Consider the following 13,068-nt stretch of genomic DNA (forward strand, 5'->3'; position numbering starts at 1 on the left):
GCCGTTGACCGTGTAGTCAAGGTCGCCGAAGTCGTAGGTATCGCCATAGACCTTGCTGTCGCTGCCGACGTCGACCGTCAGGGTCGCCGGGGTGACCGTGAGCGTGCCGGGCACGAGCGTGGTGGCCCGGTAGACCTGCCCGAGCGGCGAGGTGATGTTCCCGGAGGCGAGGATGTCGTAGGCGCCGATGTCGCTGTTCTCGTCGGCGGGGCTCGAGAGCGTGCCGGCGTAGTCGAGCGGGTCGTCGTCGCCGTCCGGGCCGAAGAGGAAGGTTCCCGGCCCCCCGATGGGATCGCCGAAGGTGAAGGTCGGGTTCGCCAGCCCGTATTCCCGGGTGGCGTCGTCCGGGTCGACGCGCACCACCGGGTTTATCGTGTAGATCTCGGGGTAGAACCCGGCGCTCGACGGCGCCCAGACGTTGTCGAAATCCCATCCCGCGGCGTCTGCCTGCGCGAAGAAGCCGGCGGTGTCCTGGAACTCGGCGGTGAGCAGGCCCGTGCCGCCGTCGCTGAACCCGGTTCCGCTCGTGACGGTGTCCCAGAACGAGCCATCGACGGTCCCGCCGTCGTTCAGCCCGACCAGCCCGCCCGCCCCGTCGCCGCCGTCGCTGACCGCGCCGATGGCGTAGGTGCGGTCGATGCTCCCCTGGTTCAGCCCGACGAGGCCGCCGACCGATCCGCCGACGGAGGCGACGTCGCCCGTCGCGAAGGCGTCCTCGATCGAGCCGCTGGCCTGGCCGACGAGACCGCCGGCCGCGGCGTCGAAGTCGTCGCCCTGGACCAGCACGGCGCCGCTCGCGAAGGCGCGCTCGATCGCGCTGTCGTCGGTGCCGCCGACGAGACCGCCGGCGGAGATGGAGACGGCCGGCCCGACTCCGTCCCCGTCGGCCGTCGCGGTGACCGCCCCGGTGGCGAAGGCGTCGGTAATGGCGTCGACATTGACGCCCGCGAGCCCGCCGACCGCCAGCACGGCTTCGGCGTCGCCCGTCTCGGCCATCGTGCCGGAGACGGGTCCGGTGGCGAAGGATGCGGTGATGGCGGCGGAGCTGCCGCCGACGAGGCCGCCGACCCAGACGCTGCCGCCGGCGTCGGAGCTTCCCGTGACATCGCCCGTCGCCGAGGAATCGTCGATCGTGCCGGCGGTCTCGCCGACGTCCAAGGTCTCGCCGACGAGGCCGCCCGCCATCAGCGTGCCGCCGCTGATCTCGCCGGTGACGCCGCCCGACGCCGTGGACCCGGAGATGGCGTCGATGCTCCGTCCGGCCAGTCCGCCGACGAGGACGAGGCCGCCTTCCGTGGAACCGGCGGAGACCGTGCCGGAGGCGGCGGCGTCGGTGATCGTGCCCTGGTTGTCGCCGACCAGTCCGCCCGCGGTGGCGCTCCCTCCGGGAAACTCGGTGTCGACGCTCGCGGTGACCGAGGACGAGGAGGTGGAATCGAGGATCGAGCCGGCGCTCCGGCCCGCGAGGCCGCCCGCCGTGGCGCCGGCATAGTCGTAGCCGCTGCCGGTGGCGCTCACGGCGCCCGAGGCGGAGGATCCGGTGATCGCGCCTTGGCTGTCGCCGACGAGGCCGCCCGCAAAGGCATAGTAGCCGCTGGCCGTCGCCGCGCCGGTGGCGCTCGAATCGGCGATCGAGCCGGTGCTCCCGCCGACCAGCCCTCCCGCGTAGGCAAAATAGCCGCTGGCCGTCGCCGTGCCGGTGGCGCTCGAACCGGCGATCGAGCCGGTGCTCCCGCCGACGAGGCCGCCCGCAAAGGCGTTGTCCCCGGTTGCCGTCACCGCGCCTGAAGCACTCGAATCCGTGATGGAGTTGGAGCTGCTGCCCGCGAGGCCGCCGGCATAGAGCGAGACGCCGTAGCCCCCCGTCAGGCTGACCGGCCCGGAGGCCGACGAGCCGGCGATCGATCCGCTGCTTTCGCCGACGAGGCCGCCCGCCGACGCCACCGTGACGCCGTCGCTGGAGCCCATGGCGCCCGTCACGGTCGCAGCCGAGGTGGAATCGAGGATCGACCCGGCGCTGACCCCGGCCACCCCGCCGACGGCGGAGGCGTAGTAGGACGAGTAGTACGCGCCGTCGAGCGTGACGGCGCCCGCGATGGTCGACCCGCTCACGGTCGCGCCCGCGTCGATCCGCCCCGCGATCCCGCCCACCTCGTATCCGCCGGTGACGCTCACGTTGGTGAGCGTCAGGTCGGTGACCTGCGCGCCCGCGCCGAGCCGCGCGAAGAGGCCCACCTGATCCTCGGAATCGCGGGTGATCGTCAGCCCGTCGATCGTGGCGCCCGCGCCGTCGAAGTCGCCCGTGAAGGGCAGCGGAGCCGCGCTGAGACTGGGCCCCTGGATGGGCAAGAACCCCAGCGGGCCGTCTCCGAGATCGTTCCAGCCTGCGGTCCCCGAGGCGTCTATATTGTTGCTGAGCGCGAAGTTCTGGTTGACGAACCCACTGATGCCCTGGAGTCCGTAGACGTCGGCGACCAGATACGGCTGGTCGCCGCCATTTCCGCCGAGCACTCTCAGGAACGAGGCCACCAGCCCGTTCACAATGCGGAAGTCTCCGGCCTCGAAAGCTGGCAGCGAGGTCGTGTTCTGGGTCCAGGCGCCAGCCTGAAGCAGGAACAGGTCGACATCGACCGCCCCCTCCGCCGAGATCACGTTTCCCGCGCTCAGCGTCAGCGTCCCGCCCTCGATCGAACCCGCGGCGGTCGTGTTGATGTTGCCGTCGCCGCCGGCGATGATCGTCAGATCGTCCCCGGCGATGGGGGCCGCGATCTGAACGTCGCTCGCGGCCGCCAGCGTGAATGTCCCGAGATCGGCGCCGACGCCGGAGATCGAAAGGCTGCCGCCCGAGTCGATCCGCCCGGTCGCGGCGGTGATCTGCCCGTTGAACGCGAGGTCGTCCGCCGCGGTCCAGGCGAGCTCGCCCGCGTTGATCGTCAGGCTCGTCGCCGTCACCGGCGCGCTGATTCCCATGCTCCCGACGGCGCTGAGGCCGGACGTCCCCAGCGCGACCCCCGCTCCGGCGATCGACATGTCGGCGCCGGCGCCGAACCCCCCGTCCTGCACCGTCAGCAGCGCCGCGATCGTCATGTCACCCACCGCGCTCCATCGCGCCTGGGCGAGCTCGATCACCGCCGAATCGGACGTCGCGATGTCGCCGCCGGCGCTCAGGTCGAGAACGCCCTGCGCGGCGGTGATGGAGCTGAGCAGCGAAATGTCGCCGTCGGCCTGCAGGGACAGGATGGTGGGCGTGGTCCACTCCAGCGGCGCGAGCACGTCGATGTCGCCTGCCTGCGTCCCTGCGTCATTCGCCGTCGTGACGGTGACGTTCGCCGTCGCGAGCAGCGTCTCCACCTGCGTCGCGTTGAGGTTCGAGTCGTTGACGTTCGGGGACCAGACCCCGCCCGCCTGATCCATGCCGACGGAGATCTCGTCCGAGATCGTGACGTTGAACGGATCGAGCAGCAGCGTCCCGAACGCCCCCCTCGCCGCGCTCAGGTCCGCCGTCCCCGTGAACGACAGGAGCCGCTTGCCAGAGACCTCGGCGAAGCCGCCGTCGCCGCCCTCGCGCCCGCCGCGGGCGGTGATGCGGCCGGCGAAGGCGGTGTGGACGTCGGACCACACCACCACGGCGCCGCCGTGGCCGGCGCGGGTGGCGTCGGCGGAGATCACCGTGGCGGCGTCCGCCGAGGTCAGCCGCGCGCGCGGCAGCGGGCCCTCGCCGCGCAACCCGCCGCCGATGTTGATCTGCCCCCCGCCCTCCGGCCCGGAGGCGTCGAGGCGGGCCCCGGCGAGGCGGATGCGGTCGCCCGTCGCCTCGATCGCGCCGCCCTTGCCGCGCCGCGCGCTCGCGTCGAGCCGGCCGGAGACCGCCACCTCGCCGCCGCCGCCGCTGATCACGATCGCGCCGCCGCGCTTCGTCACGCTGCGCGCCTCGATCACGCCGGAGAGGTTGACCGCCTGCCGCGCCGCCTCGCGCGCCGCGGCGGCGCGGATCTCCACCCGCTCGCCGCGCAGCGCCCCGGAGCTGTCGATCAGCGCGCCCTCGCCGTCGCCCGAGGCCGGCAACGCCACCGCCAGCATCCCGTTCGGGAACTTCAGCGTCGCGCGCCGGCCGGAGCCGAGCCCGACCGTGCCGAGCTCGGCGCTGATCACGCCGGAATTCTCCACCTCGCCGCCGAGGAGCGCGGCGTAGCTCCGCGCCTCGACCACGCCGGCGTTGCGCACGGCGGCGAGCTCGCCGGCGGCGGCGAAGCGCCCCTTGCCCCGGGCGAAGTCGCGGTCGGAGATGTCGAGGGTCGAGCCGACGAAGGCGTTCGCCTTCACCTTGCCCGTCTGGGTGATCTCGATGCCGTTCGGGTTGACCAGATAGACCTTGCCGTTGGCGGTGAGCTGCCCGCGGATGCTCGACTTCGTCTTGCCGGTGACGCGGTTGAGGATCGCCGACCGCCGCGACGGCTGGTCGATGTCCACCCGGTCGGCCCGTCCGATCGAGAAGCCCTGCCAGTTCACCACCGCCGATTTCGACTTCTGGCGGATCTGCATCCGCCCCGGTCCGGTCTTGGCGATCGACGCCTTGCCCTGCGCCACCCGCCCGCCGGAGGGCAGCGTCTCGGCCCGGCCGGGGCCGGCCAGCGCCATCGCGGCGCCGGCGAGGAGGCAGGCCCCCAGCCGCCAGGGGCGGATCTCAGAAGCGGAAGGCCGCCACGAGGGTGAAGCGGTTCTCGTCGGGTTCGTCGTCATCGCGCAGGCCCCGTCCGAACTCTACGGTGATGGAGGCGTCCGAGAAGTCGGGGTCCCTGACCGCGGTCAGGTCGAGCCCGATCCCGAACGAGGAGGCATGGGTCGAGCGCCGCTCCAGGGCGGTCGGCTCCTCGAGGTAGACGGCGCCCGTCGCCGCGAAGGCGTAGGGCGTCAGGATGAGCGGCATGCGCCACCCGTCGATCGCACGGGTCATGGTCAGGTCGGCGCGGGCGACGTAGCCCGCGTCGCCGCCGATCGTGCCGGCGTCGAAGGTCGAGAGCTCCTCGAACGAGGCGATGCCGATCTGCTCGCTCAGCGCCAGCGGCTCGCCGAACGAGGTCTGGCCCCGGGCGAGCAGCTTCAGCCCGAACGGCGCCGGCAGCGGATGGGTGTAGCCGACCGCGACCTCGAGCTTCTGGAAGCTCGCGTCGGCGCCCTCGCGCGACAGGGGCGGATCGTTCGGCCCGACGTCGTCCTGCGTGCGCGCGCCGAAGGCGTCGAGCCCGAAGGAGAGGATCGCCCGGCCGGAGAGCTCGGCCCCGGACTCACGCCGCCACGTCGCCTCGCCGGTCAGCCGCAGGATGCGCAGGTCGTCGGAGGAGAGCTCGGCATAGGGATCGCGCAGCCACTGGTCCTCCGACTGGGCGTCGAAGCTCAGCCGCGCGGTCACGGCGAGGGGCAGCGTCTCGATGACCGGATAGGCGACCCCGAGGGTCAGCCGCTCGAAGTCGCTCGCCGTCTCGGCCGAGCGGCGCGAGGCCTCGGGGTTGGTGCGGCTGTCGGTGTACTCGACGTTGACGGTCAGCCCGTTCGTGCCGATCGGCGCCACCACGCCGACCGCGAGGATGCGCTGGAGCGGATCGCTGCCGAAGAAGCCGTCGTCGCCGAAGCCCGGGTAGCCGAAGGCGCGCAGGTAGAAGGTCTCGCCGTGGCCCAGCAGGCTGTTGGCGTCGAGCCCGAGGCCGAGCGTCCAGCGGCCGAGGTCGGAGGCCAGCGTGTTGTCGAGGCTGACGAATCCGGTCACCGGCCGGTAGCGCGCCTCGACGGTCAGCACGGTCCCGCCCGGCTGGTCGCCGGCCGAGAGCGTCGAGCGCAGCGCCACGCCGGGCGTGTCGCCGGCGATCAGCAGCTGGCGCTCGATCTCGGGCAGGCGCAGGCCGCGCTCGCCGACGAGCGGCGCGAGCACCGCCTCGGTGCGGCCGCGCACGGCGGCGGGCAGCTGGCCCGCGTCGATGCGCTCGATGAAGCCGTCGACGAGCACGAGCCGCAGCCGCCCGCCGTCGCGCAGCTCCTGCGGCGGCAGGGTCACCCGGACGAGGACGAAGCCCGCGTCGGCATAGGCCGCCTCGAGCGCGCGCGCGGCGGCGAAGAGGTCGGAGACCGCGACCGGCCCGCCGACGAGACGCGCCTCGAGCGCCGCCTCCTCGGCGGCGAGCTCCGGCCGCCCGCCCTCGACGGTGACGCCGGAAAGGGTGATGGAGAGCCTGTCCGAGCCCGGCGGGGCGTCGAGGCCGGGGGCGCCGGAGAACACCACCGCGCCGCCGATGCGTGGCAGCTCCGGGCGGAAGGTCGGGGGGGTGATCTGGCTCGCGGTCTGCGGCCGGACCGGCGAGCCGCTCGCCAGCGCCGCCGCGAGCGCGACGACAACCAGTCCCGCCCCTCGCATCATCGCGGATGTCTTCGCCATCGGTGCAATCCCCGGTTGGGCCCGGCGGAGGACGACAAGAAAAAATTACACGCGCAGGGGCGCGGGACATATTGTTACCAATACGATAACACGCTCGCGCCGACCTCGCAACGCTCGCGGCGCCATGCGGACGTCGTCGCGAGGCGGGACGGCGCCCGCTGGTCGACCCTTGCCGCCTCCGTCGTGGAGCGTATCAGCTTACAGACTGCACGACAGTGGAGAGAAACCCCGGTCGGGAGAGTGCGGGACGGTGACGCCAGACGGATTTGACCCGTGGCAAATCCGTCCGCGATCGCCCCTCGGGGGGCGAGCGCGATTCCGCGCTCGCCGGGGCAATCACGGACGGATTGAGCGCAACGGGGAAATCTGGACCCCCTACGGCTTACGCGCCAACGCGCTCCAGCCGTCGGCGCGGCGAAAGCCTTGCTTTCGCTTGTCGCGCCGCAGTCTCGCGGGCAGAGCCCGCTTCGGTCGGGGGGAGCGACGCGGCCTCGGGCGGCGACCGGCTCCTGTCGTGTAGTGTGATCAGCTTAAGTTACAATATAACATATTGAACGAAATCAATGCGTTGAATAATTTTCACGCGTGAACACCTGCCGGCCCTCGCGTCCCGAAGAGACCGCGGGGACCGGTCGACAGGGGTCGCCCGGCCCGATCAGGCCTCCGATCAGGCCTCCGGGCGCAGGCCCAGCTCGGCGGGATCGAACTCGTAATGCGCGCCGCAGAACTGGCAGTCGGCGGTGACCCGGCCGTCCTCGGTGGTCATCGACGCGATTTCCTCGGGCGAGTAGATCGACAGCGAGCGCACCACCTTCTCCGGGCCGCAGGTGCAGCCGAAGCGCACGGGCTGGGGGGTGTAGACGCGCGGGCCCTCCTCGTGGAACAGCCGCAGCAGCAGCTGGTCCGGGCCGACATGCGGGCCGATCAGCTCGGTCGCCTCGACGGTGGAGAGGAGCGTGACCGCGCGGTTCCAGTCGTCGGCGTCCTCGCCGTCGACGAGGTCGGCCGCGGTGGTCAGCCCGTCGGCGCCGGCCGGCAGGCTGTCGGGCCGCGGCGGGGCCTTCGGCATGTGCTGGAGCATCACGCCGCCCGAACGCCAGCGCGCCGGCCGGCCGGGGGAGCTCGCCTCGCCCATGGCGAGGGCGAAGCGGGTGGGGAGCTGCTCGGACTGGGCGAAGTAGGTCTCGGCGCATTCGGCGAGCGAGGCGCCGGCGACCGGGGTCATGCCCTGGTAGGGCGCGGCCCCCGGGCCCTGGTCGATCAGGATGGCGAAGACCCCGCCGTCGACGAGGTCGAAGGGCGCGCCCACATGGGCCGCCGCCGCCTCGGCGTCGAAGCCGGCATAGGCGCGCATCCGCGCCGGCTCGCCCTCGGCGGTCGGTCCGAAATAGTCGGTGGCGATCAGCCGCACCGGGCCGCGGCCGCGGATCTGCAGCGAGAGCCGCCAGCGGCGCTTGATGGTCTGGCCGATCAGCGCGGTCAGCAGCACCGCCTCGGCGATCAGCGCGGCGACCGGCGCGGGATAGGCGTGCTGGCCGAGGATCGTCTCGAGCACGGAATCGAGCCGCGCCACGCGGCCGCGCACGTCGGCGCGGTCGAGCTGGAAGGGCAGGATCGTATCGTCCCAGGCGATCTGGCCGGCGAGGCTCATCGGGCTGCTTTCGAGGTTGCTTGCGCGGGGGAGATAGGAAGCCGGCCGCCGCGATGCAACGCGACCCCTTCCGGGCCGGGGTCGCGGCGGCCTAGGATGGGCCATGCGACGTTTCGGCGAGCCCGTCCGCCCCGGCCAGACCTATCGCCCGCGCCCCGGCGCCTACGCGGTGATCCGCGACGGCGACGACGTGCTGGTCACCGAGCAGTCCGCCCCCCAGCGCGAGGTGCAGCTCCCCGGCGGCGGCATCGACCCGGGCGAGGGCCCGGTGGCGGCGCTGCGGCGGGAATGCCTCGAGGAGACCGGCTGGGCGATCGCCGTGGTCCGCAGGCTCGGGGCCTACCAGCGCTTCGGCTACATGCCCGAGTACGACCTCTGGGCGCAGAAGATCTGCCACGTCTACCTGGCGCGGCCGGTGCTGCGCCGGGGGCCGCCGCGCGAGGCGGGGCACCGGGCGCTCTGGATGCCGATCCCCGTCGCCGCGGCGCTCGTGGCGAGCGACGGCGACCGCGCGTTTCTGGCGGCCTTGCGATGAAAGCCTTGACGCCGCTCGGGTTCCTCCTGGCGCTCGGCTCCTGCGCGACGCTGTCGGAGGAGGCCTGCCGCGGCGGCGACTGGCGCGGGGTCGGCTATCGCGACGGGGCGGCGGGGCGGGCGGAGGGGTTCCTGTCGAACCACGCCGAGGCCTGCGCGGAATACGGGATCGCCCCGGACGTCGCCGCCTGGCGGGCGGGGCGGGCGGAGGGGCTGCGGTCCTATTGCACGCCGGCGAACGCCTTCGAGGCCGGCCTGCGCGGCGGGCGGCTCAACCCGGTCTGCCCGCCGGCGGAGCGCTGGCGGCTGGCGGCGGCGGAGGAGCGGGGTCTGCGGATCCACGGCGTGGAGGTGCAGATCGACGGGCTGGAGCGCGAGAACCGCGAGGCGCGGGAGCGGATCGACAAGCTCCTCAAGGGCGAGGTCGGGCCGGAGGAGCGACGGCGGATCCGCCGGCTGGAACGGGGGATCGAGGACCGCGAGCAGGAGATCCGGAGGCTGGAGCGGGAGGCGCGCCACGCTTCGATCGGGTATTGAGGCCGGCGGAGGCATCCCTCTGGAAGGCCTCGGAAAATCCGAGCTGGAAACAGGTTGGAATCCGGCTCGCCATTTTCATGTAGGATTGACGCCCGGGCGGAACGACCCGCTCGGCCAGCCTGGGCGCGGCCGGTGGACGCGGCGCCGGATCGGGCGCTGTCTGACTGTCAGGCGGACCCGATGAGGCGGCGCAACCTCGCGGGGGACCCGGGGCACGCCGATGTCTTCGCGACGATGCTCCCCGGAACCCGGCCACCGCCACATCTGGCGCCTCACCCCAGCCGCTCCCTCCACATACGGTAGTTCCCGCTTGACTCGCCGCCCCCGCTCGCCAAGGATCCCCCCGGATCGCGAAAGGCCAGCCCCGTGCAGTTCACCCGCCTCCGCCTCTCCGGCTTCAAGAGCTTCGTCGACCCGACCGAGCTCGTCATCTCCGCCGGCCTCACCGGCGTCGTGGGTCCAAACGGCTGCGGCAAGTCGAACCTCCTCGAGGCCATCCGCTGGGCCATGGGCGAGAGCCGCCCCACCGCCATGCGCGGCGACGGCATGGACGACGTGATCTTTGCCGGCTCCGCCTCGCGCCCCGCGCGCAGCCACGCCGAGGTCGGCCTCTTCATCGACAACCGCGACCGCCTCGCCCCCGCCGGCTTCAACGACGCCGACGCGCTGGAGATCACCCGCCGCATCCACCGCGACGCGGGCTCCGTCTACCGCGTCAACGGCCGCGAGGCCCGCGCCCGCGACGTCGCCATGCTGTTCGCCGACGCCTCGACCGGCGCCCAGTCCCCCGCCCTCGTTCGCCAGGGCCAGATCTCCGAGCTGATCAACGCGCGCCCCAAGGCCCGCCGCCGCGTGCTGGAGGAGGCCGCCGGCATCGCCGGCCTGCACCAGCGCCGCCACGAGGCCGAGCTGAAGCTCCGCGCCGCGGAGGCGAACCTCGGCCGCGTCGGCGATGTCCTCGAAGCGCTGGAAGCCCAGATCGCCACCCTCGCCCGCCAGGCGAAGACCGCCGCCCGCTACCGCGAGATCGCCGAGGCGCTGCGCCGCGCCGAGGGGCTCGGCCTCTGGCGGCTCTGGCGCGACGCCGAGGACGAGCGCGCCACCGCGGCCTCGGCGCTCACCGCCGCCGTCCGCGCCGCCGCCGCCACGACCGCCGCCGCTTCCGAGGCCACCCGCGCCCGCGCCGCCGCCGAAGAGGCCGTCCCCCCCGCCCGCGAGGAGGATGCCGTCGCCGCCGCTGTCCTCCAGCGCGCCACGATCGAGCGCGAGCGCCTCGACGCCGCCATGGCCGAGGCCGAGCGCCGCATCGCCGACCTCGCCGCCGCGCTGGCCCAGATTGAATCCGACCGGGAGCGCGAGGCCGCCCTCGACCGCGACGCCCTCGACATGGACGCCCGCCTCGCCGCCGAGCGCGCCGAGCTTGAGGCCGCCGGCGAAGGCCACGAAGCCGCCCTCGCCGCCGCCCTCGCCGAGGCCGAGCGCGCGACCGCCGCGCTGAAAATGGTCGAGGCCGCCTTCGACGCCGCCGCCGAATCCGCCGCCCGCCTCGCCGCCGAGCACCAGACCGCGACCGCCCGCCGCGCGGAGGCGCAGAAGCGCGAGGTCGAGGCCGCCCGCGCCCTCGCCTCCGCCGAGGCCGCGCTCGCCTCCGCCGAGACCGATCTCACCCGCAGCGCCGAGGCCCGCGCGGCCGCCGCCGCCGCCAACGAGGCTGCCGTCGCCCGCGCCGAGGCCGCCGAGACCGCCCTTGCCGGGGCCGAGGCCGCCGCCTTCGCCGCCCGCGCCACTGATGTCGCCGCCCAGTCCGCCCGCGCCGGCGCCGAGGGCGCGCTGAAGGCGCTCGCCGCCGAGACCGCCGGGCTGGAGCGCGCCCTCGCCCGCCCCAAGGGCGCCGCCGCGCCCCTCCTTGACGCCCTCCGCGTCGATCCCGGCTACGAATCCGCCCTCGGCGCCGCGCTCGCCGACGACCTCGCCCAGCCGGCCATCGAGGCGCAGGCCGCCACCGGTTGGCTTGCCCTCGACCCGCTCGCCCAGCCGCCGCTGCCCGAGGGCGCCGAGCCCCTCGCCGCCCGCGTCGCCGCCCCGCCGGAGCTCGCCCGCCGCCTCGCCGCCATCGGCGTCGTCGCGCGCGCCGACGGCCCGCGCCTGCAAGCCGCGCTCGCCCCCGGCCAGCGCCTCGTCAGCCGCGAGGGCGACCTCTGGCGCTGGGACGGCCTGCGCCTCGCCGCCGGGGCCGCCTCGGGGGCGGCCGCCGAGCGCCTGCGCCAGCAGAACCGCCTCACCGACCTGCGCCGCCAGCTCGCCCAGGCGGAAACGGCCGCCGCGGTCGCCCGCGAAGCGCAGGCCGCCTCCGCCGCCGACCTCACCGGCGCCGTTGCCGCCGAGCAGGCCGCCCGCGCCGCCCGCCGCGCCGCCGAGACGGCGCTCGCCGACGCCACCCGCGCGCTCACACGCGCGGAAGCCGCCGCCGAGCAGGCCCGCGGCCGCGCCGACGGCTTGCGCTCGGGGCGCCGCCGCCGCGCCGAGGAGGCCGGGACGGCGACCGCCGCCCGCGCCGCCGCCGACGAGGCCGCCTCCCGCCTCCCCGACCCGACCGAGGCTCGCGCCCGCGTCGACGCCGAGCGGCTCAAGGTCGAGGCCGCCCGCATCGCCATGATGACCCGCCGCGCCGCTGCCGAGGAGCTCGACCGCGCCGGCGCGACCCGGGCGAAGCGCCTCGACGCCATCGCCCGCGAGACCGAGAGCTGGCGCGCCCGCCGCGCCAACGCCGCCGACCGCCTCGCCACGCTCGACCGCCGCGCCGCCGACACCGCCGCCGCGCTCGCGGCCGCCCGCGACGAGCCGCCGGCGCTCGCCGCCCGCCGCGCCGGCCTCGCCGAGACGCTGGCCGACGCCGAGGCCCGCCGCCGCCGCGCCGCCGACACGCTCGCGCTGGCCGAAACCGCGCTCAAGGAGCGCGACGTGGCCTTGCGCGCCGCCGAGAAGGCCGCCGCCGAGGCCGGCGCCGCCCGCGCCCGCGCCGAGGCCGTCGCCGAGGCCGCCGAGACGCGCGCCGCCGCCGCCGTCGAGCGCGTCCGCTCCGAGGCCGAGACCGAGCCCGGCGACCTCCTCGCCCGCTTCGCCGCCGACCCCGACCGCGTGCCCCCGGCCGCCGACCTCGACGCCGAGGCCCAGCGCCTGCGCCGCGCCCGCGACGGCCTCGGCGCGGTGAACCTGCGCGCCGAGGAGGACGCCCGCGCCGTCCAGGCCGAGCACGACACGCTGACCGCCGAGCGCGCCGAGATCGAGGAGGCGATCCGCAAGCTCCGCCAGGGCATCTCCAGCCTGAACCGCGAGGGCCGCGGCCGCCTGCTCGCAGCCTTCGAGGAGGTCAACCGCAACTTCGCCGCGCTCTTCAAGCGGCTCTTCGGCGGCGGCGAGGCGACGCTGACGCTGGTCGAATCCGACGATCCCCTCGAGGCCGGGCTCGAGATCATGTGCCAGCCTCCGGGCAAGAAGCTCGCCACCCTCTCGCTCCTCTCCGGCGGCGAGCAGACCCTGACGGCGCTGTCGCTGATCTTCGCGGTGTTCCTCGCCAACCCCTCGCCGATCTGCGTCCTCGACGAGGTCGATGCGCCGCTCGACGACGCCAACGTCACCCGCTTCTGCGACCTGATGGACGAGATGACCGGGCGCACCGCGACGCGCTTCCTCGTCATCACCCACCACGCGGTGACCATGTCGCGCATGGACCGCCTCTTCGGCGTGACCATGGCCGAGCCCGGCGTCAGCCAGCTCGTCTCCGTCGATCTCGCCGGCGCCGAGCGCATGGGCGCGCTGGTCGCCTGAGGCAACGGCGGACCGGGCGGAGACGCCCGGTCAGCAGCCCGGCGGCCGCTTCGGGCGCTAACGACCTGTTAAAAAGTGGCAAGCCGCATTC

General features: G+C 74.4%; 6 protein-coding genes. 3 read left to right on the forward strand and 3 right to left on the reverse strand.

The features are described from left to right. The 3 genes from KBB57_RS12975 to KBB57_RS12985 all read right to left on the reverse strand — a co-directional run. Positions 1-4,638, reverse strand: a 4,638-nt coding sequence (locus tag KBB57_RS12975) for a GLUG motif-containing protein (RefSeq protein WP_290750826.1), incomplete at its 3' end; no start/stop codon positions are given. Between the two features lie 46 nt (positions 4,639-4,684). Further along, positions 4,685-6,427 carry a ShlB/FhaC/HecB family hemolysin secretion/activation protein gene (locus KBB57_RS12980; protein WP_290750829.1) on the reverse strand — a complete coding sequence of 581 codons (1,743 nt, stop codon included), beginning with the start codon at positions 6,425-6,427 and terminating at the stop codon, positions 4,685-4,687. 667 nt (positions 6,428-7,094) lie between these two features. Beyond that, positions 7,095-8,078 (reverse strand): Hsp33 family molecular chaperone HslO, encoded by a 984-nt coding sequence (locus tag KBB57_RS12985; RefSeq protein ID WP_290750832.1) that lies wholly within the window; start codon positions 8,076-8,078, stop codon positions 7,095-7,097. 103 nt (positions 8,079-8,181) lie between these two features. On the opposite strand from KBB57_RS12985, the gene KBB57_RS12990 reads away from it, so the two are divergent. From KBB57_RS12990 to smc, 3 genes are all read left to right on the forward strand, one after another. After that, the gene (locus tag KBB57_RS12990; RefSeq protein WP_290750834.1) at positions 8,182-8,613 is read left to right on the forward strand and encodes an NUDIX hydrolase; all 432 of its coding nucleotides are present in this window, start codon (positions 8,182-8,184) and stop codon (positions 8,611-8,613) included. Further along, positions 8,610-9,149 (forward strand): DUF2799 domain-containing protein, encoded by a 540-nt coding sequence (locus KBB57_RS12995; RefSeq protein WP_290750837.1) that lies wholly within the window; start codon positions 8,610-8,612, stop codon positions 9,147-9,149. Before KBB57_RS12990 ends, KBB57_RS12995 begins: the two co-directional genes overlap by 4 nt. A 366-nt stretch (positions 9,150-9,515) precedes the next feature. Further along, positions 9,516-12,977, forward strand: coding sequence for a chromosome segregation protein SMC (gene smc, locus KBB57_RS13000; RefSeq protein WP_290750840.1), 3,462 nt, complete (start codon positions 9,516-9,518; stop codon positions 12,975-12,977). The last annotated feature ends 91 nt before the right edge of the window (positions 12,978-13,068 follow it).

The organism is Amaricoccus sp., assembly GCF_017993425.1.
In the GTDB taxonomy this organism is placed as follows: domain Bacteria; phylum Pseudomonadota; class Alphaproteobacteria; order Rhodobacterales; family Rhodobacteraceae; genus Amaricoccus.

Bases quoted from the DNA above. Each gene is read 5' to 3' on its own strand.
- KBB57_RS12980 (WP_290750829.1), bottom strand. From the start codon at position 6,427: ATGGCGAAGACATCCGCGATGATGCGAGGGGCGGGACTGGTTGTCGTC.
- KBB57_RS12985 (WP_290750832.1), bottom strand. From the start codon at position 8,078: ATGAGCCTCGCCGGCCAGATCGCCTGGGACGATACGATCCTGCCCTTC.
- KBB57_RS12990 (WP_290750834.1), top strand. From the start codon at position 8,182: ATGCGACGTTTCGGCGAGCCCGTCCGCCCCGGCCAGACCTATCGCCCG.
- KBB57_RS12995 (WP_290750837.1), top strand. From the start codon at position 8,610: ATGAAAGCCTTGACGCCGCTCGGGTTCCTCCTGGCGCTCGGCTCCTGC.